The organism is Kitasatospora sp. NPDC088264 (assembly GCF_040685715.1).
GTDB lineage: Bacteria > Actinomycetota > Actinomycetes > Streptomycetales > Streptomycetaceae > Kitasatospora.
In genome coordinates this window covers 93,027-116,153 of sequence record NZ_JBFBIR010000015.1, presented here as the reverse complement: position 1 = coordinate 116,153, position 23,127 = coordinate 93,027, and the positions used below count along the sequence as shown (strand labels likewise).

The 23,127-nt window shown below is 73.0% G+C and carries 23 protein-coding genes; 13 read left to right on the top strand and 10 right to left on the bottom strand.

Going from position 1 to position 23,127, the window contains the following annotated elements:
• Positions 1-97: 97 nt before the first annotated feature.
• Positions 98-493, top strand: a complete 396-nt coding sequence (locus tag AB0O82_RS15005; protein WP_363583696.1) for a helix-turn-helix domain-containing protein — start codon at positions 98-100, stop codon at positions 491-493.
• A 30-nt stretch (positions 494-523) separates the two neighbouring features.
• On the opposite strand, the gene AB0O82_RS15000 is transcribed toward AB0O82_RS15005, so the two are convergent.
• Positions 524-1,291 (bottom strand): CDP-alcohol phosphatidyltransferase family protein, encoded by a 768-nt coding sequence (locus tag AB0O82_RS15000; RefSeq protein ID WP_363583694.1) that lies wholly within the window; start codon positions 1,289-1,291, stop codon positions 524-526.
• A gap of 254 nt (positions 1,292-1,545) precedes the next feature.
• On the opposite strand from AB0O82_RS15000, the gene AB0O82_RS14995 reads away from it, so the two are divergent.
• Both AB0O82_RS14995 and AB0O82_RS14990 read left to right on the top strand, forming a co-directional pair.
• Positions 1,546-2,121 carry an NUDIX domain-containing protein gene (locus AB0O82_RS14995; RefSeq protein ID WP_363583692.1) on the top strand — a complete coding sequence of 192 codons (576 nt, stop codon included), beginning with the start codon at positions 1,546-1,548 and terminating at the stop codon, positions 2,119-2,121.
• A 29-nt stretch (positions 2,122-2,150) separates the two neighbouring features.
• The gene (locus AB0O82_RS14990; RefSeq protein WP_363583690.1) at positions 2,151-2,837 is read left to right on the top strand and encodes an HAD family hydrolase; all 687 of its coding nucleotides are present in this window, start codon (positions 2,151-2,153) and stop codon (positions 2,835-2,837) included.
• Positions 2,838-2,919: 82 nt separating this feature from the next.
• Here AB0O82_RS14990 and AB0O82_RS14985 read toward each other — a convergent pair whose 3' ends face one another.
• Complete coding sequence (locus AB0O82_RS14985) at positions 2,920-3,612, bottom strand: YidC/Oxa1 family membrane protein insertase (protein WP_363583688.1); 693 nt, start codon at positions 3,610-3,612, stop codon at positions 2,920-2,922.
• A gap of 81 nt (positions 3,613-3,693) precedes the next feature.
• Positions 3,694-3,987: a DUF6412 domain-containing protein gene (locus AB0O82_RS14980; protein WP_063349248.1), complete on the bottom strand. Its 294-nt coding sequence runs from the start codon at positions 3,985-3,987 to the stop codon at positions 3,694-3,696.
• A gap of 261 nt (positions 3,988-4,248) precedes the next feature.
• Here AB0O82_RS14980 and AB0O82_RS14975 point away from each other — a divergent pair, with 261 nt between their 5' ends.
• Together AB0O82_RS14975 and AB0O82_RS14970 are read left to right on the top strand one after the other, a co-directional pair.
• Positions 4,249-4,533 (top strand): type II toxin-antitoxin system Phd/YefM family antitoxin, encoded by a 285-nt coding sequence (locus AB0O82_RS14975; RefSeq protein ID WP_363583686.1) that lies wholly within the window; start codon positions 4,249-4,251, stop codon positions 4,531-4,533.
• Complete coding sequence (locus AB0O82_RS14970) at positions 4,526-4,948, top strand: type II toxin-antitoxin system VapC family toxin (RefSeq protein WP_350882649.1); 423 nt, start codon at positions 4,526-4,528, stop codon at positions 4,946-4,948. Before AB0O82_RS14975 ends, AB0O82_RS14970 begins: the two co-directional genes overlap by 8 nt.
• 137 nt (positions 4,949-5,085) lie before the next feature.
• Here the strand turns inward: AB0O82_RS14970 and AB0O82_RS14965 are convergent, their stop codons facing one another.
• From AB0O82_RS14965 to AB0O82_RS14955, 3 genes are all read right to left on the bottom strand, one after another.
• Positions 5,086-6,174 carry a Gfo/Idh/MocA family oxidoreductase gene (locus AB0O82_RS14965; RefSeq protein WP_363583684.1) on the bottom strand — a complete coding sequence of 363 codons (1,089 nt, stop codon included), beginning with the start codon at positions 6,172-6,174 and terminating at the stop codon, positions 5,086-5,088.
• Between the two features lie 134 nt (positions 6,175-6,308).
• Positions 6,309-7,169, bottom strand: a complete 861-nt coding sequence (locus AB0O82_RS14960; protein WP_363583682.1) for a right-handed parallel beta-helix repeat-containing protein — start codon at positions 7,167-7,169, stop codon at positions 6,309-6,311.
• 197 nt (positions 7,170-7,366) lie between these two features.
• Positions 7,367-7,804: a hypothetical protein gene (locus AB0O82_RS14955; protein ID WP_363583680.1), complete on the bottom strand. Its 438-nt coding sequence runs from the start codon at positions 7,802-7,804 to the stop codon at positions 7,367-7,369.
• A 514-nt stretch (positions 7,805-8,318) separates the two neighbouring features.
• Between AB0O82_RS14955 and AB0O82_RS14950 the strand changes: the two genes are divergently transcribed.
• From AB0O82_RS14950 to AB0O82_RS14935, 4 genes are all read left to right on the top strand, one after another.
• Positions 8,319-9,098 (top strand): HAD-IIA family hydrolase, encoded by a 780-nt coding sequence (locus tag AB0O82_RS14950; protein WP_063349252.1) that lies wholly within the window; start codon positions 8,319-8,321, stop codon positions 9,096-9,098.
• A 96-nt stretch (positions 9,099-9,194) separates the two neighbouring features.
• Complete coding sequence (locus tag AB0O82_RS14945; RefSeq protein ID WP_363583678.1) at positions 9,195-10,445, top strand: low temperature requirement protein A; 1,251 nt, start codon at positions 9,195-9,197, stop codon at positions 10,443-10,445.
• A 78-nt stretch (positions 10,446-10,523) separates the two neighbouring features.
• On the top strand, positions 10,524-11,252 hold the full coding sequence (locus AB0O82_RS14940; protein WP_363583676.1) for a uracil-DNA glycosylase: 729 nt from the start codon (positions 10,524-10,526) through the stop codon (positions 11,250-11,252).
• 195 nt (positions 11,253-11,447) lie between these two features.
• Positions 11,448-12,521, top strand: coding sequence for a glycoside hydrolase family 6 protein (locus AB0O82_RS14935; RefSeq protein ID WP_363583674.1), 1,074 nt, complete (start codon positions 11,448-11,450; stop codon positions 12,519-12,521).
• A 71-nt stretch (positions 12,522-12,592) separates the two neighbouring features.
• On the opposite strand, the gene AB0O82_RS14930 is transcribed toward AB0O82_RS14935, so the two are convergent.
• The 4 genes from AB0O82_RS14930 to AB0O82_RS14915 form a co-directional block, all read right to left on the bottom strand.
• The gene (locus AB0O82_RS14930; protein WP_363583765.1) at positions 12,593-14,452 is read right to left on the bottom strand and encodes a galactose oxidase-like domain-containing protein; all 1,860 of its coding nucleotides are present in this window, start codon (positions 14,450-14,452) and stop codon (positions 12,593-12,595) included.
• 139 nt (positions 14,453-14,591) lie between these two features.
• Positions 14,592-16,439, bottom strand: a complete 1,848-nt coding sequence (locus AB0O82_RS14925) for a cellulose synthase catalytic subunit (protein WP_363583763.1) — start codon at positions 16,437-16,439, stop codon at positions 14,592-14,594.
• Between the two features lie 881 nt (positions 16,440-17,320).
• Complete coding sequence (locus tag AB0O82_RS14920) at positions 17,321-18,058, bottom strand: 3-oxoacid CoA-transferase subunit B (RefSeq protein ID WP_363583672.1); 738 nt, start codon at positions 18,056-18,058, stop codon at positions 17,321-17,323.
• A gap of 4 nt (positions 18,059-18,062) precedes the next feature.
• Positions 18,063-18,824: a CoA transferase subunit A gene (locus AB0O82_RS14915; protein WP_363583670.1), complete on the bottom strand. Its 762-nt coding sequence runs from the start codon at positions 18,822-18,824 to the stop codon at positions 18,063-18,065.
• Between the two features lie 333 nt (positions 18,825-19,157).
• Between AB0O82_RS14915 and AB0O82_RS14910 the strand changes: the two genes are divergently transcribed.
• The 4 genes from AB0O82_RS14910 to AB0O82_RS14895 all read left to right on the top strand — a co-directional run bounded on the left by AB0O82_RS14910 (position 19,158) and on the right by AB0O82_RS14895 (position 22,994).
• On the top strand, positions 19,158-20,432 hold the full coding sequence (locus tag AB0O82_RS14910; protein ID WP_363583668.1) for a substrate-binding domain-containing protein: 1,275 nt from the start codon (positions 19,158-19,160) through the stop codon (positions 20,430-20,432).
• Between the two features lie 5 nt (positions 20,433-20,437).
• Entirely contained in the window at positions 20,438-21,250 is an 813-nt protein-coding gene (locus tag AB0O82_RS14905) for an ABC transporter ATP-binding protein (RefSeq protein WP_363583666.1), read from the top strand.
• 71 nt (positions 21,251-21,321) lie between these two features.
• Entirely contained in the window at positions 21,322-22,128 is an 807-nt protein-coding gene (locus AB0O82_RS14900; protein WP_363583664.1) for an ABC transporter ATP-binding protein, read from the top strand.
• Complete coding sequence (locus tag AB0O82_RS14895) at positions 22,128-22,994, top strand: branched-chain amino acid ABC transporter permease (RefSeq protein ID WP_363583662.1); 867 nt, start codon at positions 22,128-22,130, stop codon at positions 22,992-22,994. The genes AB0O82_RS14900 and AB0O82_RS14895 overlap by 1 nt, the downstream gene beginning before the upstream one ends.
• Positions 22,995-23,127: the final 133 nt, after the last annotated feature.

The following is a 23,127-nucleotide window of genomic DNA, read 5'->3' as shown; positions in this document are numbered from 1 at the left end:
GGGGTAGTGGTACCACGTAGTTTCGATGATTGTCGAACATCGCAGATCAAGCGCAGATCAAGCGCTTGAATCAACCGCAGATCAGGGAGGTCGGATCATGCCCCGCAGTACCCGGCGCCGACCGGCGCTCGCCCACCCCGCGACCGGGGAGATCGACCTGCTCGACGTCCTGCACGCGCTCTCCGACCCCACTCGGATGACCATCGTGCGCATCCTGCGCGCCGAACCCGAGCGGGCCTGCGGCACCTTCCCGGTGGACGTCGCCCCCTCCACCCTCAGCCACCACTTCAAGGTGCTGCGCGAGTCCGGCCTGATCCGCCAGCGCGAGGAGGCCAACCGCAAGTTCTCCGCCCTGCGCGCCGTCGACCTGGAGCAGCGCTTCCCCGGCCTCCTCGACACCATCCTCGCCGCCCACACACGGGCCGAAGCCGACGCACAGGCCGAAGCTGACGTGCAGGCCGAGCCCCACGCGCGGGCCGAAGCCCGCGCGTAGGCAGCCGCCCGCGCGCGGTGGCGCAGCCCGTCAGCGCAGGCGCGAGGAGGACAGGATCGACGCCAGGTGCGCCACCACCATGCCCCAGGTGATCACCGCGATCCCCGCGACCGCCGCCCGCGTCGCGTCCAGGTTGCCGAGCGCCGCGTCCGCCACGGCCGCCGCCAGCAGCACCAGGGAGGCCTCGATGCCGTTCGTCACCCGGTGGATCTTGAACACCGAGGCGAGCCGGCGCGCGGTAGCGATGCCCTGCGAGCGCGGCTGGGTGGACTCCTCGTCCGCCGGGGCCTGCCCGCTGCGGGCCCGGGCCACGTCCACCAGGTCCGTCGAGGCCTTGAGCAGCACCACGCCCAGCGCGGCCGCCAGGCCCACCGACACCCACAGCTCCGACCCGCCCCGGGCCGCCCGCGCGCCCGCGCCGATCATCAGCGCCGCGTCCGCCAGATAGGCGCCGAGCCGGTCCACGTAGACCCCGGCCATGCTGAACTGGCGCTTCCAGCGCGCCACTTCGCCGTCGACGCAGTCGAAGAGCAGGAACAGCTGGAACAGCACCGCCGCCAGCACGGCGCCGGTCAGGCCGGGGATCAGCAGGGCCGCCCCGCCGCCGACCCCGCAGACCACCATCACCCAGGTGAGGGTGTTCGGCGACACCGAGGTGCGTACCAACTGCCGGGTCGTGCGCAGCGAGATGCGGCGCATGTACAGCCGTCCCGCCCAGTGCTCACCGTTGCGGCTCTGCAGCTTGGCCTGCGGCTGGCACACCTCGCGCAAGTCCGCGAGCGCCGGAGCAGCCACCATGACGACATCCCTCCACCTGTCCCGAAACGATCACCACAGGCTACGGCCTCCCGGACCCCGCCCCGACCGGTCCCTCGTCGCCGTCCGGAGGCGGGGGAGCCGCCTGCCGGGCGGCCCCGGGAGGAAAACCGCTGGGCCGCCGGAAGGCCCCGGGCTAGGCTTCGCGGGTTCGTCGGAACCGGAAGCCCCGGCCCCGATCACCCGCCCTCGCAAGCCGGTTGACGTGGTCCGGAGCGCAACGAGGAGTGCTGATCATGGCGACCACAGGCGGCGCGGCGCACAGCCCGGGCCTGGCCGAACTGCTGGCCGAGCACCGGCTGCAGGGCCCGACGGAGACCGCCGACCACGAGCGCGTCCGCCACCTCACCGGGGCCGCCGACGCCTGGGACCGCGGGACGCCGCTGCACTTCACCGCCTCCGCGTTGATCGTCCACCCGCCGACCCGGCGCGTCCTCCTGCGCTGGCACGTGCGCCAGCAGGCCTGGCTCCAGGTCGGCGGCCACGGCGACCCGGGGGAGACCCTGCCGCTGGACATCGCGCTGCGCGAAGGCCTGGAGGAGACCGGACTCGCCGACCTCACCCCGTGGCCCGACGCCGCCCTCGTCCACCTCGCCGTCGTGCCCGTCCCGGCCTCGCCCGTCGAACCGGCCCACGAACACGCCGACCTGCGCTTCCTGCTGGCCACCGCCACCCCGGAGCGGGCGCGGCCGGAGAACCCCGCCGCCCCGCTGGAGTGGCTCACCATCGCCGAGGCCCGGCAGCGGACCACCGAGGAGAACCTCCGCGAAACGCTCGACCGGGCCGGCCGCCTGCTCGACGCCCCCGCCTGACCTTTCGAACCCCGCTGGAGCACACCCGGATGCACACCGACCAGACCCTCATCTTCGACGCCGACGACACGCTCTGGGAGAACAACGTCCTCTTCGAGCGCGTCATCGACGGCTTCCTGGACTGGGCCGCCACCCCGGCCGACCGCGAGCCCGCCAGGGCCGTCCTCGACGAGATCGAAGCCGCCAACTCCGCCGCCCTCGGCTACGGTGCCGCCGTGTTCCGGCAGAGCCTCACCGACTGCCTGCGGCGGCTGAACGGCGACCGCACCCCCACCCCGGCCGAAGAAGCCCGGATCGACGGCCTCCTCACTCCGCTCAGCAGCCGCGAGATCGAGCTGATCCCCGGCGTCGCCGACACCCTCGCCGACCTCGCCGGACGCCACCACCTGCTGCTGCTCACCAAGGGCGACCTCGACGAGCAGCAGCGCAAGGTGACGGCCTCCACGATCGACCACCACTTCCGCGGCGTCCACATCGTGGCCGAGAAGTCGGCGGACACCTACCGGCGGCTCAGCGCCGAGCTCGGCCTCGACCCCGACCGGACCTGGATGATCGGCAACTCGCCCAAGTCCGACATCGCCCCGGCCCGCCAGGCCGGCCTGCGCACGGTCTTCATCCCGCACGAGCACACCTGGGTCCTGGAACACCAGGACCTCGGCCCCGACGAGGCGACCCTGCGACTGGCGGCCTTCTCCGAGCTGCTGCGGCACTTCTGACACGGACCGGCGGGGTCGGCAGGGTCGCCGGGGTCGGCAGGATCGCCGGGGTCGCCGGGGTCAGCGGGATCGGCGGCGGCGCTCACAGCGCGAGCGCCGTCGCCGGCGCCGGTGCGCCGCCCCGGTGCAACCAGGCCCGCTCCGCGGCCGTCCACGTGCTCGTCGTCACCAGGTGGAGCGCGGCGGCCACCGGCACCAGCATCGCGAACAGCACCGACCCGAAGGACAGGTAAGGCAGCAGCCCCGCCCCCGGCTGAGGGGTCGGCTGCGCGGCCGCCGCCCGCCTGGCCCGGCGGAAGTTGACGTACCCGACCGCCGCCAGCCCGGCGTACAGCAGGCCGAACACCGCCAACTGCCCGGCACCGTGCGCGCTCCCGACGTGCAGGCCGAGCGGCACGCCGAACAGGGTGTGGTCCAGCAGGCCGTTCGGGGTGGTGAACAGGCGGTACATCACCGAGAAGAACGGAATCTGCACCAGCATCGGCAGGCACCCCGCGAACGGCGAGGCCCGCTCCTCCCGGTACAGCTCGGCGAGCGCCTCCCGCAGCTTCTCCGGGCGGTCCTTGAACCGCCGGTTCACCTCGGCGACCTTCGGCGCCAGCCGCGCCCGCGACTTCTCCCCCCGCGCCGCCGCGCGCGCGAAGGGATGCAACGCCAGCCGGACGGCGACGGTGAACAGGACGATCGCCAGCGCGGTCGGCAGTACCTGGGCCAGCGCGGCGACGGCGGCATGGGCGACGGCGACGGCCGGGTCGAGAACAGCGAGAACGGACATGGTGGAGCGAGCCCTCCGGGGGTCTCGGAAAACGAGTGGTCGACGGAGGACGGCCGCGTGGAACGGCGGAAGACGACGAAGCTACGCGGCCGCCGGGGCCGCACCCGGTGCCCTCGGGCGTCGCCTGCCCCGGGCATCGGGATCGCGCTGCGGCAGGAAGGCCGTACGGAACGCGCGCCGCCGCAACACCCCGCTGCGCACCGCCGTGGGCGCCCGCGCGCCCAGCAGCCGCGCCCCCGCCAGCGTGCCCGCGACCGCACCGGCCAGCAGCGCCACGGCGGCGACCGCCGCCACCGACGCGACCGTCCCGCCCTCGGTCACCAGCTCCCCGGTCAGCACCCGGAGCAGCCCGAGCAGCATCGCGACGACGGTCATGCGCTGCTCCTCCTTCGGCGTGACGGACTCGGGGCTGCACGGACTTCGCGGCCCTCGGGCTTCGGTCCCACGGGCTTTGGGCCCACGGGCTTCTGGCCCCACGGACTCGGGGCCGGACTTCAGACGTTCAGGACGATCGCCGAGCCCGCCGAGTTCCCGCCCGGGCGCGGAATTCCCCGTAGCGTACCCGCCGCGCCGAGGTGCTTCGCGAGGCAGTGCAGGGGCGTAGCCGCAGGTGCTACACGGGGCTACCGTGGAGGGATGAAGACGATTACCCAGCGGGAGTTCCGGAACAACTCCGCCGCGGTGATGGACGCGGTGGAGGCCGGGGAGACCTTCCACATCACCAGGAACGGGGTCGAGGTCGCGGAGCTGCGACCGGTGTCCGGACGGCGGCGGCTCACGGCGGAGGAGCTGGTGGCGCGGCACGTGAAGCTGCCGCGGGTGGACTACCAGCAGATGCGCAAGGAGGCCGAGGAGTACTTCGGGCCGGAGGAGCTGGTGGGCGACGACGGCGACGACCCGTTCGAGCGGCGGCGTGGCTGAGCGCAGGCGGGCAGCCCGGCGGCGGCCGGCCGGGGTGCTCGACACCTGTGTCTACATCGATCTGGCCCTGCTCTCCCCGGCGAACCTGCCGGCCGTGCCGGAGCTGACCGCGATCACCTTCGCGGAGCTGCAACAGGGCGTGTCGATGGCCCGCGACGCGGTCAGCCGGGCGGCCCGGCTGGAGGTGCTGGGCGCGGCGATGGCCGACTTCGACCCGCTGCCGTTCGACGCGGCGGCGGCCGCCCGCTACGGCACGCTGGTGACCCTCACCATCGCCGCCGGGCGGCAGCCGCGCCCGCGCCGGATCGACCTGATGATCGCGGCCGTGGCCTCGGCCCACGGACTGCCGCTGTACACCCGCAACGTCGCGGACTTCCGGGGCCTGGGCTCGGCGGTGGAGATCATCGGGGTGTGACGGCCGCCGCTCGCCGGTGGAGCGGTGCTCTCGCTCTTCGTGCCGCTGGCCTGCCGCCCCCGCCCCGCTGGCTGGTCATCTAAGCAGCTTAGAAGTGGAATTGGGGGATGGAGGGGGGTGGCAGGCCCGGCAGCTGCTCAGCCCAGGCGGACCGCGGTGCCCGTGGCGGCGGAGGCCCGGGCGGCCTCCAGGACGGCCAGGGTTGCCACCGCGTCGCGCGGGTCGACCGGGGGCGGGGTGCCCGGGGAGGCCAGGGCGGCGGCGATGCCCGCGTAGAAGGCGGGGTAGTCGCCCGGCTCGGTGGGCAGGGCGATCGAGGACTCGTCGGTGCCGAGGGTGCCGTACTGCGAGGGCTGGTCGGCACCCCACGGGCGGGCGCCGTCCGGTCGGTGCCCGGCCCGCAGCTCCGCCTCCTGCGGGTCCATGCCGGGCTTGACGTACCCGGCGGCGTCGCCGAGCACCCGCAGCCGGGGGCCGATCAGCGGGGTGATGGCGCTGGTCCACAGGTGCGAGCGGGTGCCGGAGGCGTGGGTGAGGGCGAGGAAGGCGTCGTCGTCGACGACCGCGCCGTCCCGGCGCACGTCGACCTCCGCGTACACCGTCTCCACCGGGCCGAACAGGGTCAGCGCCTGGTCCACCAGGTGGCTGCCCAGGTCGTACAGCGTGCCGCCGACCTCGGCCGGGTCGGCGAGCTCGCGCCAGCCGGGCTTGGGCTTCGGGCGGAACCGCTCGAAGCGGGACTCGAAGCGGTGCACCCGGCCGAGCGCGCCGCCCCGGACCAGCCGGGCGGCGGTCAGGAAGTCGCCGTCCCAGCGCCGGTTCTGGAACACGGAGAGCAGGGTGCCCCCGGCCTCGGCGAGCTGGCACAGCTCCAGCGCCTCGGCGGCGGTGCCGGCCAGCGGCTTGTCGACGACGGTGGCCAGCCCGGCGCGCAGGGCGGCGCGGGCGAGCGGCGCGTGGGTGCGGTTGGGAGAGGCGACGACGACGAGGTCGAGCGCGTCCGGGTCGGCGAGCAGCTGCTCGGGGGTGTCGACGGCGCGGGCACCGGGGTGTTCGCGGCGCAGCTGCTCGCGGCGCTCGGGGTTGGCGGTGACCACGGCGTCCAACCGCAGCCCCGGCGTGGTGGCGATGAGCGGGGCGTGGAAGGCGGAGCCGGCCAGGCCGTAGCCGATCAGGCCGACGCGGAACGGGCGGTCCGGAGAGGACGAGGGGGTCGAGGCGCTCATGCGCCCACTCAATCACGAGGCGCCCGGTTGCTCCCGGTTTCGCAGTGGCGGAGCCGGGAGGCGGGGCGGACGTCGGTTCGCGTCCTCGCTCGTCGGACGGCATGGGGGCGAGACGTCTCAGGGCAGTTGACGGGTCAGCCGACGCAGCCGGGTACCGAGGGGGAGCTGCCGACGCAGTTGTCGGGGGTGTTTCCACTGACCGGTGTCGTGGTGAGTGTCATGGTGCCGTTCTGCCGGTAGATGCCGCCGGCCGTCATGACGGCATGGTTGGCGCTGATCTGGGTGCTGGTCAGCGTGGTGGAGGTGGAGCCGATGGCGGCGATGCCGCCGCCCTGGGACCCGGAGCTGTTGCCCGCGTCGATGAAACTGCTGGTGGTGGTGAGCGAGCCGCGCAGGCCGTTGTAGATCCCGCCGCCCTGGCCGGTGGCGCTGTTCCCGGCCACGGTGCTGTTCGTGAAGGTCGCCACCGCCCCCTTCTGGGGGGCGCCGATGTCCTCGTTGGCCAGGCCGCCGCCCCTGCCCTGGGCGGTGTTGCCGGTCAGGGCGCTGGCCGTGAGGGTCACCGCGCCGTAGTTGAGGATGCCGCCGCCGTCGGTGACGGCGGAGCCGTTGCTGAGGGTGACGTTGCCCTTGAGGGTGAGGCTGGCGCCCGCGGCCACCTTGACGATGCGGAAGCCGGCCGTACCGGCCGTCGTCGAGCGCGTGATGGTGTCGTTGTCACCGGTCAGGGTGATGGCGGTGGTGATGATCGGCAGCGCGTTCGCGCCGTCGGTGTCACTGCTGTGCGACGAGGCGATGGTGTAGACGCAGTCGGTCGCGAGGACGACGTTGCCCCCGCCGGCGCTGTTGGCGGCGTTGATCGCCGCGACCAGCGCCGTCTCGTTGCAGGCCACGGCCGCCTGTGCGGAGGTGGGGGCCAGTGCGGCCAGTGCGGCCAGCACGGCGGTCAGGACGACGGAACCGGCGAGGACCGGAATGGTGCGGATGCGTCGCATGACGCTCCCTTCGGGTTGATGGAGACCCCCGTGTTCGTGGTGCCGTGCCAGCAGCAGCAGCAGCAGCAGCTGCGGGCGCGGGCGCGGGCACGGGCACGGGCCCGGCTCGGCCCGCGCGAGCAGACCGGGCCGGGCCAGGCCGTGGAGGCTTCGCGCCACGGCCTGGCCCGGCGGCCGAGCGATGCCGCGCGTCCGTCTCAGGTGGTGGGGACCGGCGGAACGGCGCAGGCCTTCACGGCGGCGGTGCTGGCGGTGGCGGCGGTGGCGGCCGCGGTGGCGGCAGCGGTGGAGGAGGTGACCGCGGCGGCCTCGGCGGCGGCGGCGCTGGTGGCGGCTGCGGCCTCGGCGGCGGCGTTGGGTGGCACGGCTTGGGTCGCCGCGATGAAGGTCTTGAGGGCGGCGGCGGCCGACGCGGCGTCGGCCTGCGCCGCGGCTGCCGCGGTGGAGGCGTTGGCGGCGGCGACCGACGAGGAGACGGTGGCGGCCGCGCAGGCCACGGCGTCCCTGTGGGCCTGGCCGGTCGACGCCGAACTCGGTGTGTTCGTCGAGATGTTGGTGGCCCCGGCCGCAGCCGTGCCTCCGGCCAGCAAGGTGCCGATGGCAATAGCTGCGACGGCTATGCGATGGATCTTCATGGGTCCCTGTCCTGGGAAGGATGGGCTCACGTGCCCGGCAGCACAGCCGAACACGGATGCCACGGTGACGGGAGCCGAACCGGCTCCCACCAGAACAAGAACACCGAGCGGCCCGCCTGTCCCTTCGACCATCGCGCCGACGTGCTGAACAGCCGGACCGGAACTGTCCGACTTCCTGTGCGACTTCGCTGGTCAGGAGCGTGCGGGAAGGTCCGGTACGAACTGCCCGGTGGTCCCCTCATCGGCGTAGCGCGTTTGCGTGGACGAACCCGTCCACCGGCCGACTGCCTCCGTTCGCACCGCGGCCGTGCCCGGGAGGAAGTGGCGCACGCGGATGATGTTGCTGCCGGCACGTCGTGGCCGTTCCCGTCCGGGGCCGGGGTCGGCCCGAGGAGGCAGGCTCTAGGCTGGTCCGTGTTGGGGCAGCCAGTGGCGCCCGGCCGGCCGAGGGTGTCCGGTCCGGAGCGATGTGCGAAATCGTTCAGAACCGTTGCAAGACCAAGGAGACACCTACGTGGCAGACCGCAAGCCCATCGAGTCCTGGCTGACCGACATGGACGGCGTCCTCATCCACGAGGGCACGCCGATTCCCGGTGCGAAGGAGTTCCTGCGCAGATTGCGGGAGTCCGGCAAGCCGTTCCTGGTCCTCACCAACAACTCCATCTACACCCCGCGCGACCTCAGCGCCCGCCTGGCCGGGATGGGCCTGGAGGTGCCGGAGGAGTGCATCTGGACCTCCGCCCTGGCCACCGCCAAGTTCCTCAAGGGCCAGCGCCCGGGCGGCACCGCCTACGTGATCGGCGAGGCGGGGCTCACCACCGCGCTGTACCAGGCCGGTTACGTGCTGACCGACAACAACCCGGACTACGTCGTCCTCGGCGAGACCCGCACCTACAGCTTCGAGGCGCTCACCAAGGCGATCCGCCTGATCAACCAGGGCGCCCGGTTCATCTGCACCAACCCCGACGAGACCGGCCCGTCCCCCGAGGGCGTGCTGCCGGCCACCGGCTCGGTCGCGGCCCTGATCACCAAGGCGACCGGCGTCGAGCCGTACTTCGTCGGCAAGCCCAACCCGCTGATGATGCGCGAGGCGCTGAACACCGCCGGGGCCCACTCCGAGACCGCCGTGATGATCGGCGACCGGATGGACACCGACATCGTCGCGGGCATGGAGGCCGGCATGGAGACCATCCTGGTGCTCACCGGCCTGACCGCCGCCGCCGACGTCGAGCGCTTCCCGTACCGGCCGACCCGGGTGGTCAAGTCGATCGCGGACCTGGTCGAGCTGGTCTAGCCTCTGCGGTGCTGTCGTGGGCCCCGTTCCGGCCGGTCGCCGGAGCGGGGCCCGTTTCGTACCTGTGGTTCGTACCTGTGGGGAGGCGCCGGCGCAATGAGCGCGACGGGGGATGCGGGGCCGCCGGAGGCGCGGCGGGATGCCGGGGGCGTTGGCGGGGAGGCCGACGAGAAGCGGGTCACCTGGGCCGAGCTCTACTTCGACCTGGTCTTCGTCTTCGCGATCACCCAGGTCTCCGGGCTGCTGCACCACCACCACGACGCCACCGGGCTGGTCCGGGCGCTGGTGGTGTTCGTGCCGGTGTACTGGTGCTGGGTGGGCACCACCGTGCAGGCCAACATCCGGGACGTGGACAACCTGCGGGACCGCCTCGGCATCCTGGCGGTCGGGCTGGCCGGCCTGTTCATGGCGCTCGCCGTCCCGGGCGCGTACGGCGGGCGGGGCGTGCTGCTCGGCGCCGCGTACTGGCTGGCCCGGCTGGTGCTGCTGCTCCTGCTGATCCGCCTGCCGGGCGTCTGGCGCGGCCCGTACGGCGTCGGCGTGCTGGTCAGCGGGCCGCTGCTGGTCGTGGGCGGGCTGCTGCCGGCCGGGCCGCGGCTGGCCCTGTGGACGGCGGCCGCGCTCTGCGACCTGGCCGCGCCGCTGGTGTTCCGGCGGCGGCTGGCGGCGGTGGCGTACCACCCCTCGCACATGCCGGAGCGGTTCGCGCTGTTCCTGCTGGTGGCGCTCGGCGAGTCGATCGTCGGGATCGGCGGGACGGCGGCCGGCGCCCGGCTCGACGTGGCCGAACTCGCGGCCGTGGCCACCGCGTTCACCATCTCGGCGGGGCTGTGGTGGCAGTACTTCGTGTACGCGGCGGACGCCATGCGGTACGCCGTGGAGGTCGCCGACTCCCGGCGGGACGTCGTCCGGCGGATCTTCCAGTACGGGCACCTGGCGCTGGCCGCCGGGGTGATCGGGGTGGCGGTCGGCTTCGGGGAGACCGTCGCGGACCCGTGGCAGGCGTTGGGCCCGGGGTCGGTGGCGCTGCTGTACGGCGGGTGCGGGCTGTACCTGCTGACCTTCGGGTACACCCGCTGGATGATGTTCCGCAAGGTGGCGACGACCCGGGTCGGTGCGGCGGCGGTGGTGCTGGGGCTGGCGCCGGCGGTGGTGCGGCTGCCGGCGCTGGCGGTGCTGGTGGCACTGGCGGTGCTGCTGGTGGCGCTCAACGTGGTGGAGCACGTCCGGGTGGTGCGGGCGGTCGGTGCGGACCCCGCGCCGGTGCCGCCTGCCGGGTCCGCGCTGCCTGTTGGGTCCCCGCTGCCTTCTGCGGCTCCGGCGGCTTCTGCGGCTTCGGCGGAGTGAGTTGTCGGTGGGGCTGTGTAGCGTTCGGGGTGAAAGAGGGCGTGCGGCACAACAGCCGCGGTGTGGGAGGTAGATGTCGTGACGGACACGGTCGAGGCGGGCGTGGTGGAGGCCGGCGAGGGCGGCGGGCTGGAGCTGCCCGAGTCCTGGCGCCCGGTGCTGGGCGCCGAGACGGAGAAGCCGTACTTCGCCGAGCTGGCGGCCTTCGTGGCGGCCGAGCGTGCGCAGCACCAGGTGTTCCCGCCGAGCGGCCAGGAGTTCGCCGCGCTGGAGGCCACGCCGTACGAGAAGGTCCGGGTGCTGGTCCTCGGGCAGGACCCGTACCACGACGACGGCCAGGCCCACGGCATGAGCTTCTCGGTGCTGCCCGGCACCAGGACGCCGCCCTCGCTGCGCAACATCTTCAAGGAGCTGGACGCCGACCTCGGCGTCCCCGCCCCGGACAACGGTTACCTGATGCACTGGGCCGAGCAGGGCGTCCTGCTGCTCAACGCGGTGCTCACGGTGCGTGCGCACGAGGCCAACTCGCACAAGGCGAAGGGCTGGGAGAAGTTCACCGACGCCGTGATCAAGGCGGTGAGCGAGCGCGAGGAGCCGGTGGTCTTCGTGCTGTGGGGCAACTACGCGAAGAAGAAGCTGCCGCTGATCGACACGTCCAAGCACGTGGTCGTGCAGGGCGCGCACCCGTCGCCGCTGTCGGCCAAGCTGTTCTTCGGCAGCCGCCCGTTCTCGCAGATCGACACGGCGCTGGACGGCTTCGGCGGCGAGCCGATCGACTGGCAGGTGCCCAACCTGAAGCAGGGCTGAGCACCCGGGGCTGAGCGTCCGGGGGTTGGGTGAGGGGTGGTCCGGGCGGGCGGGGTCGCCCGTCCGCCCGCTCACGGCCACCCGGCGTTCACCGCCCGTCGCGGGCGGCCGGTGGCCGGTGTGCTTAGCTGGTGCCGACCGGTCGCCGGACCGGCTCTGGGGGAGGGGCGGTACGTGCGCCGGGTGGGACGGGTAGTGGCAATCCGACGGGCCGTGGGGGTGGCCCTGGTCGTGCTGTTGGCGGGGGCCGCGGGCTGTAGCGGTTCGACCGCCGGATCGGCCAAGGGATCACCCGGCGGCCCGGGCGGCGGTGCCTCGGCCGGCGGGCCCACAGCCGCGCCCACCGCCTCCGCCGCGAACCCGGGCACCGGCCCCGCGAGCCTCGCCCAGCTCCCCGGCCAGGCCTTCTACGTCTCCGACCAGACCAACGCCGCCCGGCAGGTGACCGCTCTGCGCGGCCAGGGCCGGCCGGCGGAGGCCGACACGCTGCTGCGGATCGCCGCCCAGCCCTCCTCGCAGTGGCTGGGCGAGCAGGGCGCCAAGGAGATCGCCGAACAGGTCAGCCGCCGGGCCGCCGAGGCGGACCGGACGGCGGTCTTCGTCGCCTACAACATCCCGCACCGCGACTGCGGCCTGTACTCGGCCGGCGGCGCCGCCGACGCGGCCTCCTACCGGGCCTGGATCAGCGGTGTCGCGGAGGCCCTCGGCGACCGCAAGGCCTGGGTGGTGCTGGAGCCGGACGCCGTCGCGCACACCCTGGACAGCTGCGGGATCAAGGGTGACCTGGCCGCTGAGCGGTACGGCCTGCTGGCCTTCGCCGTGCAGGAGCTGAAGAAGCGTCCGCAGGTGCGGGTCTACCTGGACGCGGGCAATCCCGGCTGGTCGCAGGACCCGGCCGAACTCTCCACCGCGCTGCGCAAGTCGGGGATCGCGGCGGCGGACGGCTTCGCGGTGAACGTCGCCAACTTCTACGACACCGGCCGCAACACGGCCTACGGCGGCCAGCTCTCCGCCGCCCTGGGCGGGAAGCACTTCGTCATCGACACCAGCCGCAACGGCAACGGACCGCTGGGCGGCGACGCCTGGTGCAACCCGCCCGGCCGTGCGCTCGGCGAGCGGCCGACCGCCGACACCGGCCGGGACGGTGTCGACGCCTACCTGTGGATCAAGAACCCGGGGGAGTCGGACGGCGAGTGCGGGCGCGGCGAGCCCCGGGCGGGCGAGTTCTGGCTGCCGTACGCGCTCGGCCTGGCGCAGGCCGCCCGCTGAGGGGGCCGCTCCGCACCAGTGCCGGTCCGCACCAGTGCGGCTCCGCGCCAGGCCGTGACGCACCGGTTCGCTCAGCCGGTCACCTGGATCCAGCGCGCGACCGACGGGGTGCCGGCGGCGTCGGTCAGGAACAGCATGTACCAGCCGGGCGGCAGCAGGTTGGGGTTGGCGGGGAGCGTGAGCGAGACCCCGTCGGCCGTGCGACCGCTGATGTCCAGGGCCACCGACCGCTGTTCGACGTCGGTCACGTGGGTGACCGAACTCGGCCGGATCAGCTTGGCGGTGGCGACCGCGTCCGGCCGGGCGGTGCCGATCCGCACGGTGGTGCCGAGCTTCGCGGCCCCCGGCGCGGCGGCCACCTGCGGGCGGTCGCCGTGGAACAGGTACGGCGGGGTGTAGATCTCGATGCGCTGCTCGAAGCCGCCCGGTGTGGTCTCGGCCTTGTCCGCGAACAGCGGGTTGGAACCGAGCACGGCCACCCGGCCGTCCGGCAGCAGCAGCGCCTCGGAGTGGTAGTTGCGGCCGACGGCGGGCTCGGCGGCGGTGCTGAAGCTGTTGGCGTCCGGGTGGTACACCTGCGCCTTGAGCAGGTCGCTGGCGCCCCGGCCCCGGTAGCCGCTGGAGCCGCCGGTGGTGAACACGGTGTCGTCCGGGAGGATCACGCTGTTCAGGTAGCGGGTGCCGCCGGCCGGCAGGTCCGGGCCCGGGGTGAAGGCGGGCTCGGCGGCGGAGAGGTCGACGATGTCGGTGCGGGCGGTGGACAGCGGCGACTCGCCGACGCCCCCGCCGCCGAGCACCATCACCTTCTGCGCCTGCGCGGGCGGCAGCAGCACCGAGGACGAGGTCTCGGTGAGGGCGGGGTCGCGCAGGCCGGGGACGGGCTGGAAGCCGTTGTTCGACAGGTCCCACACCCCGGGGTCCCGGCCCTTGTCGGCCGGGCCGTAGCCGGCGTTCGAGCCCGAGTAGAAGAGCTTGCCGGAGGCGGTCAGGAAGATCGACGGGTAGGTCGGGAAGTAGCGGTCCGGGCCCTTGGACCAGGTCTTGTTCTTCGGGTCGTAGATCTCGTTGTCGTTGCCGTTGAGGATCTCCCCGGTGTCGTCCAGGCCCGAGACGGTGACCACCCGTCCGTCTCCCAGCCCGGTGAGCGTCGGGTACCAGCGGGCGTACGCCATGTCGGTGACCTGCTCGTACAGCTCGGTGTCCGGGTTGAACTCGAACGCGGAGCGGATGCCCTGGTACTCCTGCTTGTCCAGGGTCAGCTTCGCGCTCTGCCCGTACAGGTTGTGGGCGTCGACCCCGGCCAGGCCCTTGATCCGGTACTGGGCGGGGGAGTCGGTGACGTAGCCGGCGCCCTCACCGACCGCCTCGACGAACACGTGCTGCTCGCCGGCGGTGACGACGGTCTGCTTGCCGGCGCCCGTCTTCACCGCGGCCGGGACGGTCACCGGCACGGTGGAGGCGTACTCGCGCCCGTTCGGGCCGACGAAGACGGTGCCCTTGGGGAACGTCCTGGCGCGCTCGGGGCTCTCGTTGCGTACCCGCATGACGCCGGCCGCCCTCTTCACCACGCCCGCCAGCTTCTCGTACCGCTGGGTGCCGCCGGCCACCAGGACGCGGCCGTCCGGCAGCGAGGCGTGGCCGCCGCAGAACATGTCGGCCGGGGTGGGTATCAGCTTGTAGGTGTTCGCGGCCGGGTCCCAGAGCAGGCTGCGGAAGCTGCCCGCGTCGAAGCGCTTCTCGTCGTTGCCGGAGCCGGCCACGATGAGGACCTTGCCGGTGCGCAGCAGTGTGGCGTGGACGGCGTTGACCCGGAACTCGGCGGGGAGCGTGAGGGTCTGCCAGTGGCCGTACTCCGCCTTGTAATCGGGGCGGTTGATCACGTACTGGTGGTACTGCTGGCCGGCGAAGCCGAGGACGGCGGGCGCGTTCATCCCGGCGACGGTCAGCGCGACGGTGCTGCCGAGGGCGAAGCGCTTGGTCCGGCCGGTCTTGTGGATCTTCACGGTGGTTGGTCCCCTCGTGAGGTTCGGGAGCTCGTGAGGTTCGGGGGTGCTGGCGGGTCGGGCGGCTTCAGCGGGTGGTGGTGTGCTCCGCCCGGTCGGGCACTGCGGGGGCGCCCGGCGGCGCGGCCGGGGCGGTCGGTGCGGTCGGGCCGCGCCGGGGATCGCGGGTGTGTCGGGGGCGGCGCTTCTCCAGGACGACCCTCGGGGTCGCCGCCGGACCGCCGGTGACGGTGAGCGTGGCCGTGGGCCGGGCGCGTCGGCGGCGGATAGCGTCGCCGGCCAGCACCAGGATCGGCAGCACGGTCAGGACCAGGGCGATCCAGGCCCAGGTGCGCATCGCGACGTGGTCGTAGCCGGTGAAGAAGGAGGCCGCTATCGCGCCGCCGAACACCAGCGTCCAGAACAGGTGGAAGCGGAAGGTGCTCACCCGGTCCGCGCTGGCCGAACGGCCCTTCGGCGTCACCACGAAGCGGCTGCGCCGCCGCAGCAGCGCCTGCACCAGCGAGGCCGCGTAGACCGGGCCGCAGAGCGCGGACATCAGCATGCCCGCGACCCCGGAGGAGCCTGCCGGCTCGTGCGGGCTGACGTTGTGCTTGCGGTTCCAGGTGTAGAGCAGCAGTTGGAGCGCGGCGGCGTCGCTGTACAGCATCATCCAGATCTCGGAGGACACGTGGACCCCCGAGGCACCGAACACCAGGTAGAGCACGCTGGACAGGCCGCCGAGCAGCCAGGTGAGCGCCGCCATCGGGTAGAAGCCCACCATCAGCGAGTAGTTGAGCAGCCGCCCGGGCGACAGCCGCCAGAGCACCCGCCAGTACTGGGTGAGCAGGGTCTCGTAGGTGCCGCGGCTCCAGCGCAGCTGCTGGGAGAAGAAGTCGGTCCAGGAGGACGGGCCCTCGCCGACCGCGAGCACGTCCGGGGTGTACACGGATTTCCAGCGTTCACCGGTCTCGGCGTTCCGGCTCCGGTGGAACTCCAGGCCGGTCGCCATATCCTCCGTGATGGAGTCGTACAACCCGCCGATCGACTGGAGCGCACGGATTCTGACGGCGTTGTTGGTGCCGACGAACATGGGCGCGCCGTAACGGTTTCCGGCGCGCTGGATGAGTGCGTGGAAGAGGTACTGCTGGCTCTCGGAGAATTTGGTGACGGCCGATCCCGAGCTGCGGTAGTTCCCGTACACCTGGGGTCCGACCACGAATGCCACGTCGGGGTCGCGGAAGTAGCCGAGCATCCGCTCGCAGAAGTCCGGCAGCGGGACGTGGTCGGTGTCCACCGAGACCCAGAAGTCGTAGTCGTCGCCGTGCGCCTGCAACCAGGCGTTGTAGTTGCCGTGCTTGGTGCCGGTGCGGAACCGGCCCTTGGGCTGGTTCCAGTACGGGCGGCCGAAGCGGCTGAAGTGGCGGACGCCCAGCTCGGTGCAGAGCGCCCGCATCGCAGGATCGTTTCCCTCGTCCAACAGCCAGACGTCGTACGGGCCGTCGTGCCGGACGGCGCGTGCCGCGACCAGCGTGGCCCGCACCATCTCCGCCGGTTCCTTGCCCGGCACGCAGGCGGTGACGAACGCGACCCGGGTGCCGGACTCCGGCGTCACCGGTATCGGATCGCGGGCGACGAGCGTGGCGTGGGTGTTGGACACGACGTTGACCAGCCGGAACACCTCGACCACGGCGATGATCCCGATCATCACCTTGTCGCCCAGCAGCACCAGGGCGTGCGTCTCGCCGGGGCGCTCCGGCCAGTGCTCCGGCAGCAGCAGCCAGACCAGCAGCACCACCTCCACCAGTGGGGCCGCCACCATCAGCAGGGCGGCGCGGATCCGGTGCGGCTCGCGGCGCAGCAGGCTGCGGTACTGGACGCGGTAGGAGGCGGTGGGGTCGACCTCTTGCGCGGCCTCCTGCGTGGCCTGGTGCATGGTTTCCTGTGCGGCCTGGTGCGCGTGCCACGGTGTCGGCGGGGCTCCGTGGTGGGCGGGCTCGGGCCGGTAGACGCCGCCGCCGAGGTCGTCCTCCTCGTCCGGGTCGTGTGCCGGGCCGGCCAGCCGACTGAAGTGACCGTAGTCGTACGGGGCTTCGGGTACGGGAACGGCGGCCAGGTCGTCGTCGAGCCGCCGTCCGGCGCCTCGCCCGCGGGCCGTCCCGGCGTCCTTCTGTCGCGCGAACGGCATGGTCATCGTCTGCTCCCCCCGGCCGGGGCCCGGCCGTGGCGGCGGGCCCGTTGGTGCGTGTTCAGACCGGGGGTATGCGATCCGCCGTTCCGCGGCGCGCCTGGCCGGCCGCGTTCGGCGGGGCTGGTCCGCTCCCCCCGGAGCCTTGCTTCGCCTTGCCTCTTGCCTCGAAAGCCGCCCCCGTGAAACACCGCCCGGTGGACCGCCGTTGTTTCCAAGCGGTTTTCGGGCCGTCATTCGCGTCATGCGCCTGCTCGCGCCGGTGGGCGTTTGCGAGCGGAATTCATTGCGCGCCTGCCGGGGACTTCGAATGCGGATCCCGGTGCGCTCCCGGCTTCCCCTCCGGGCACGCGGGATCCACGGCGCCCCCAACTCTCCCGGAGGGCAACCGTGATCGCAACCTGTCTGGGAAATGATCACCGCGCAAGCGTGAAGATCCCACGGTTCCCGGCCAATCCGCACCGCGGTGGTGCTAATGCGGCGAATTCGGCGGGCGGGGCGGCGGTAGTGGCGCCTCGGAGGCAAAGCGAACGGCCGGACCTCCCCGACGGAGGTCCGGCCGCTGCCGCGGGGCGGGGCCGGTGCGTCCGGTCCGGCTGGTGCTGGCCGGTCCGGTCGACCAGGTCCGGTCAGAGCGGTGGAAGGAGGGCGGCGCCCGTCGCGGCCTGGACGTCCGCGAATCCCGTGCCCGGGGCCGTCTCCACCACCCGCAGCCCGTCCGGCGTCACGTCGATCACGGCCAGATCGGTCACGATCCGGTTGACAACTCCGCGGCCGGTGGCGGGAAGTGAGAGCTCCTCGACGATCTTCGGGGAGCCGTCCCGGGCGGTGTGCTCCATGACCACGATCAGTCGGCGGGCCCCGTGCACGAGGTCCATCGCGCCGCCCATGCCCTTGACCATCTTGCCGGGGATCATCCAGTTGGCGAGGTCGCCGGCCGCCGAGACCTGCATGGCGCCGAGCACCGAGACGTCGATCCGGCCGGCCCGGATCATGCCGAAGGAGAAGGCCGAGTCGAAGTACGAGGCGCCGGGGGCGACCGTCACCGTCTCCTTCCCGGCGTTGATCAGATCGGCGTGCTCCGTGCCCTCGACCGGGTAGGGGCCCACGCCCAGGATGCCGTTCTCCGAGTGCAGCACCACCTCGACGCCCGGCGGGAGATGACTGGGGATCAGGGTGGGCAGGCCGATGCCCAGGTTCACGTACTGGCCGTCGCGCAGTTCGCGGGCGGCCCGGGCGGCCAGGGCGTTGCGCGGGTCGAGACCGGGCTGCGGGCGGTGGACGGGGTGCGGGTGGTGGACGGCCTGCGGTCGGTGGGCGGTCTGCGAGGTGGGCGCGGGGGCCGGGGTGCTGGTCGGGGTGGGCATCGGTTCAGGCCTCCTGGAGTGCGGGGCGGACGGTCCGGCGCTCGATGCGGCGGTCCGCGGGATCGGCGGCCACCACCCGGTCCACGTACACGCCGGGCAGGTGCACGGCGTCCGGGGCGAGCTCGCCCGCCTCGACGATCCGGTCCGCCTCGACCAGGGTGATCCGGCCCGCCGTCGCGCAGAGCGGGTTGAAATTGCGGGCGGCGGCGTGGAACACGCAGTTCCCGTGCCGGTCCGCCACCTCGGCCCGGACCAGCGCGAAGTCCGCCGTGATGGCTTCCTCCAGTAGGTACCGGCGGCCGCCGAACTCCCGGACCTCCTTGGCCGGTGAGGCCAGCGCCACCGAGCCGTCCGCCGCGTAGCGCCAGGGCAGCCCGCCCTCCTCGACCTGGGTGCCGACCCCGGCCGGGGTGTAGAACGCGGGGACGCCGGCGCCGCCGGCCCGCAGCCGCTCGGCCAGCGTGCCCTGCGGGGTGAGTTCCACCTCCAGCTCGCCGGAGAGGTACTGCCGGGCGAACTCCTTGTTCTCGCCGACGTACGAGGACGTCATCCGGGCGATCCGGCCCGCCCGCAGCAGCAGGCCGAGCCCCCAGTCGTCCACCCCGCAGTTGTTCGAGACCACCTGGAGGCCGGTGGTGCCGGTGTCCGCCAGGGCGCCGATCAGGGTGCTCGGGATGCCGCAGAGGCCGAAGCCGCCGACGGCCAGCACCGCGCCGTCGGGGATGTCCCCGACCGCGTCGGCGGGGGAGTCCAGGACCTTGTCCAAGGGATCACCTCGTGAGGAGTGGGATACGGGAGAGAGCACGCCCGGGCCGGGCCCGGCGGGAAGGCCCGGCGGCCCGCCGTCGGACGGCTGCCGAGCCCCTCCACCGTCACCGGCCGCGGGCCGCCGCAGCCATGGCGGCTCCCGCCATGGGCGGGTACGAGCCCGTGTCGGTTGGCCACACCCGAACGTCCGGGGAACGGCGCCGCCCGGGTGGTATGTCGGCCGGAGCCATATCACGGTGGGCCGATGCGTCGCCCGGGCACATGTCGCCAGTCCCACCGCACACCTACGGTTCCGGCATCCACCCCGCCGCACCCTCAGGAGTCGGTCACCATGCGCAGCTCGACAGCCCCCACTCGGCCCGCCTCCGGCGCCCGCCCGGGCGAGACCCTGACCGGCGGCCCGGCCCGGAAGCTCGCCGCCGTCGCGGCGTGCGTCCTGCTCGCCGCGGGCTGCGCCAAGGCCGGCACCGCCGGGACGGTCTCGGCGGACGGCGGTGGCGCGAAGAGCCCGGTCAAGGTCGGCCTGGTGTACTCCAAGACCGGACCACTGGCCGCCTACGGCAAGCAGTACCTGGAGGGCTTCAAGGCGGGGCTGAACTACGCGACCAAGGGCACCGGCGCGGTCGACGGACACAAGGTCGAGTTCGAGGAGCAAGACGACGCGGGCGACCCGGCCAAGGCGGTGTCCGCTGCCAAGGACCTGATCGGCAAGGGCTACAAGGTCCTGGCCGGTTCCACCGCTTCGGGCGTCGCCCTCCAGGTCGGCCCGATCGCCGCCCAGAACAAGGTGCTCTTCATCAGCGGCCCTGCCGCCGCCGACAAGGTCACCGGCTTGAACAAGTACACCTTCCGTTCCGGCCGCCAGTCCTTCCAGGACATCCGCACCGCGGCCTCGTTCATCGGTGACGCCAAGGGCAAGAAGGTCACCGTGCTCGCTCAGGACAACGCCTTCGGGCAGGCCAACGTGGCTGCCGTCAAGGCCGTGCTCGGCGCCCAGGGTGCGACGGTCGACCAGGTGCTCGCCCCGCCGAGCGCCACCGACCTCACCCCGTTCGCCACCCAGGCCAAGACCGCCAAGCCCGACCTGCTGTTCGTCGCCTGGGCCGGCGACACCTCCTCGGCGCTGTGGACGGCGCTCAACCAGCAGGACGTGTTCGCCGACACCAAGGTCGTCACCGGCCTGGACCTGGCCGCCTCCTACCCGCTGTTCGGCCCGGCGGCCGAGAAGATCTCCTTCCTGAACCACTACTTCGGCGGAGCCGCCGGCACCCCGGTGGAGAAGGCCATGGACGAAGCCGTCACCGCCGCCGGCGGGAAGACCGACATCTTCACGCCCGACGGCTTCACCGCCGCCCAGCTGATCGTGCACGCCGTCGAGGCCAACCACGGCTCCGCCGACGACACGTCGGACCTGGTCAAGGCGCTGGAGGGCTGGAGCTTCGACGGGGTGAAGGGGCGTACCACGGTGCGTGCCGAGGACCACGCCCTCCTCCAGCCGATGTTCCAGGCCCGGCTGACCGGCACCGGGGCCGCCGCCAAGCCCTCGGTGGAGAAGGCCCTGACCGCGGACGAGGTGGCGCCCCCGGTCACCCCGATGGCGGGCTGATCCCGATGCCCGCTCCCACCGCCCCCACTCCTTCCCCGGCCGGTTCCCCGGCCTCGGCCACGGTCTCGCCCGCCCCGGTGCTGCGGCTGGACGGACTCGGCTGGTCCGTCCGCGGGGTGCCGATCGTCGAGGACGTCTCCTTCTCGGTCGGCGAAGGCGAGTTCATCGCCTTCATCGGCCCCAACGGCGCCGGCAAGACCTCCCTCTTCAACCTGATCTCCGGCATCTATCCGGCGAGCCACGGCAGCCTCCACCTCGACGGTGTGGACGTCACCGTCGAGGCCGTGCACGCCCGGGCGCGCCGCGGCCTCGGCCGCACCTTCCAGACCTCCTCCCTCTGGCCGGGGATGACGGTCGCCGACCACGTCCGACTGGCCGCCCAGGCGGCGGCGGGACCGCGCGCCTCGTACCGGCTCTGGCGCCGTGCCGACCGGTACCAGGAGCAGCTGGCCGAGACCCTCCACCGCACCGAACTCACCCACCGTGCGGACACCTTGGCGGGCGCGCTCTCGCACGGCGAGAAGCGCAAACTGGAACTGGCCGTCCTCCTCGTCTCCGATCCGCGGCTGATCCTGCTGGACGAGCCGATGGCCGGGGTCAGCGCCGAGGAGGTACCGGCCCTTACCGAGCTGATCCGGTCCGTGCACCGCGACCTGGGCCGGACCGTCCTGATGGTCGAGCACCACATGGACGTCCTGCTCGGGCTGGCCGACCGCCTCGCGGTGATGCACCACGGCACGCTGCTCGCGCTGGACACCCCCGAGGCCGTGATGGCCGACCCGACCGTGCAACAGGCCTACCTGGGCGAGGCGCTGTGACCTCCTCTCCGCTCCCCTCGCCCGTCTCCACCTCCACCTCCACCTCCACCTCTGCCTCTGCCTCTGCGGCCGTGCCTACGCCTCCTGCCGTCCCTCTCCTCTCCGTACGCGATCTGCGGGTGGTCATCGGCGGGCTGCACATCCTGCACGGTGTCGACCTCGACGTGGCCCCCGCCGGGGTCACCGCACTCCTCGGCCGCAACGGCGCCGGCAAGACCACCACCGTCAAGGCCGTGATGGGCCTGGTGCCGCGCACCGGAAGCGTCCGCTTCTCCGGTGTCGAACTCGCCTCCCTTCCCACACACCTGGTGGTCCGTCATGGCATCGGCTACGCGCCCGAGGACCGGGGAATCTTCGCCGGCCTGACGGTTGCCGAGAACCTCCGCCTCGCCGAGCGCGCCGTCCGGGGCGGGGGCGAGGCGGACGAGCCGAACTATCCGCTCGTCCACGAGCTCTTCCCCGAACTCAAGCAGCGGGCCGGCCAGTTGGCCGGGACGCTCTCCGGCGGCCAGCAGCAGATGGTGGCGATAGGCCGGACGCTGCTCAACCGCAACCGGTTGATCATCGCCGACGAGCCCACCAAGGGTCTGGCGCCGAAGATCGTCGCGGAGGTGGCCGAGGTGCTGGCGCGAGCGGCCGAGGCCGTGCCCGTTCTCCTGGTCGAGCAGAACCTCGCCCTCGTCCGACGGCTGGCCGGCACCTGCGCCGTCCTGGCCGACGGCCGTACCGCCCACCGGGGCGACACCGCCGAGCTGTTGGCCGACGAGGAGGCCGCCCGCCGCCTGCTCGGCGTCGGCTCCCGTCACCCGCTCGCCGGCGGACCCCGGCCCGCCGCTTCTCCGGCCACCCCTGTCGTCACCGCGGAGGTGAAGCCCTGATGGACACCGTCGTCCTCCTCTCCTGTACCGGACTCGGTCTTGGTGCGCTGTACTTCCTGGTCGCCTCCGGCCTGTCGTTGATCTTCGGTCTGATGGACGTGCTCAACTTCGCGCACGGCGCCCTGCTCTCCATCGGCGCCTATGCCACCTGGTGGGCAGGCGCCGAGGCCGGCCTCTCCTTCTGGCTCGCGGTGCCGTTCGGCACCCTGGTCGGAACGGCCGCCGCCGTCCTGCTGGAGCTCTTCCTGATCCGCCCGCTCTACAGCCGGCCGCGCGATCAGATCCTCGCCACCGTCGGGGTCGGGCTCGCCGTGCCCGCCCTCCTGATGGGGGTCTGGGGCGCGGACGCCCGCCCCTTCCCCCAGCCGGCCGTGCTCTCCGGCACCTGGCACGTGCTCGGTGCGACCGTCCCGGTCAACCGCTTCGTGCTCGTGGCCGCGGCCGCGCTGCTGCTGCTCGCTCTTCGGTTGTTCCTCGCCCGTACCCGCTACGGGCTGATCGTCCGGGCCGGCGTCGAGGACCGGGCGATGGTCACGGCGCTCGGCATCGACGTCCGGAAGGCGTTCACCCTCGTCTTCGCCATCGGCGGGGCGGCCGCTGCGCTCGGCGGTGCCCTCGGTGGCCTCTACTTCGGTTCGGTCAATCCCGGCCAGGGGACCGGGCTGCTCATCTTCGCCTTCGTCGTCGTGGTGATGGGCGGCATGGGCTCCGTCACCGGGGCCGCCGTCGCCTCCGTGGGCGTTGGTCTCGTCCAGCAGTTCGCCAACTACTACACCGGCGCCGGGCTCGGTGACCTCTCGGTCGTCGTCCTGCTCGCCGTGCTGCTTCTCGTCCGACCCCGTGGACTCACCGGGAGGCTCGCGTGAGCGCCGAAACTCCGATCACGAGCACCGGTGGCCCCGCGGCCGACCGCAGCGCCGCCACCATGGCAGGGGGGACTGACACCAGCCCTGCCATGACCGCCATGCTGGCAGAGGGGACTGACACCAGCTCCGCCAA

Excerpts from the sequence above, each read along its gene's own strand:
- AB0O82_RS14920 (WP_363583672.1), bottom strand. The coding sequence starts at position 18,058 with ATGCCCACCCCGACCAGCACCCCGGCCCCCGCGCCCACCTCGCAGACC.
- AB0O82_RS14945 (WP_363583678.1), top strand. The coding sequence starts at position 9,195 with ATGAGCGCGACGGGGGATGCGGGGCCGCCGGAGGCGCGGCGGGATGCC.
- AB0O82_RS15000 (WP_363583694.1), bottom strand. The coding sequence starts at position 1,291 with ATGGTGGCTGCTCCGGCGCTCGCGGACTTGCGCGAGGTGTGCCAGCCG.
- AB0O82_RS14985 (WP_363583688.1), bottom strand. The coding sequence starts at position 3,612 with ATGTCCGTTCTCGCTGTTCTCGACCCGGCCGTCGCCGTCGCCCATGCC.
- AB0O82_RS14980 (WP_063349248.1), bottom strand. The coding sequence starts at position 3,987 with ATGACCGTCGTCGCGATGCTGCTCGGGCTGCTCCGGGTGCTGACCGGG.
- AB0O82_RS14910 (WP_363583668.1), top strand. The coding sequence starts at position 19,158 with ATGCGCAGCTCGACAGCCCCCACTCGGCCCGCCTCCGGCGCCCGCCCG.
- AB0O82_RS14925 (WP_363583763.1), bottom strand. The coding sequence starts at position 16,439 with ATGCACCAGGCCACGCAGGAGGCCGCGCAAGAGGTCGACCCCACCGCC.
- AB0O82_RS14995 (WP_363583692.1), top strand. The coding sequence starts at position 1,546 with ATGGCGACCACAGGCGGCGCGGCGCACAGCCCGGGCCTGGCCGAACTG.
- AB0O82_RS14975 (WP_363583686.1), top strand. The coding sequence starts at position 4,249 with ATGAAGACGATTACCCAGCGGGAGTTCCGGAACAACTCCGCCGCGGTG.
- AB0O82_RS14965 (WP_363583684.1), bottom strand. The coding sequence starts at position 6,174 with ATGAGCGCCTCGACCCCCTCGTCCTCTCCGGACCGCCCGTTCCGCGTC.
- AB0O82_RS14960 (WP_363583682.1), bottom strand. The coding sequence starts at position 7,169 with ATGCGACGCATCCGCACCATTCCGGTCCTCGCCGGTTCCGTCGTCCTG.
- AB0O82_RS14955 (WP_363583680.1), bottom strand. The coding sequence starts at position 7,804 with ATGAAGATCCATCGCATAGCCGTCGCAGCTATTGCCATCGGCACCTTG.
- AB0O82_RS14905 (WP_363583666.1), top strand. The coding sequence starts at position 20,438 with ATGCCCGCTCCCACCGCCCCCACTCCTTCCCCGGCCGGTTCCCCGGCC.
- AB0O82_RS14990 (WP_363583690.1), top strand. The coding sequence starts at position 2,151 with ATGCACACCGACCAGACCCTCATCTTCGACGCCGACGACACGCTCTGG.
- AB0O82_RS14895 (WP_363583662.1), top strand. The coding sequence starts at position 22,128 with ATGGACACCGTCGTCCTCCTCTCCTGTACCGGACTCGGTCTTGGTGCG.
- AB0O82_RS15005 (WP_363583696.1), top strand. The coding sequence starts at position 98 with ATGCCCCGCAGTACCCGGCGCCGACCGGCGCTCGCCCACCCCGCGACC.
- AB0O82_RS14930 (WP_363583765.1), bottom strand. The coding sequence starts at position 14,452 with ATGAACGCGCCCGCCGTCCTCGGCTTCGCCGGCCAGCAGTACCACCAG.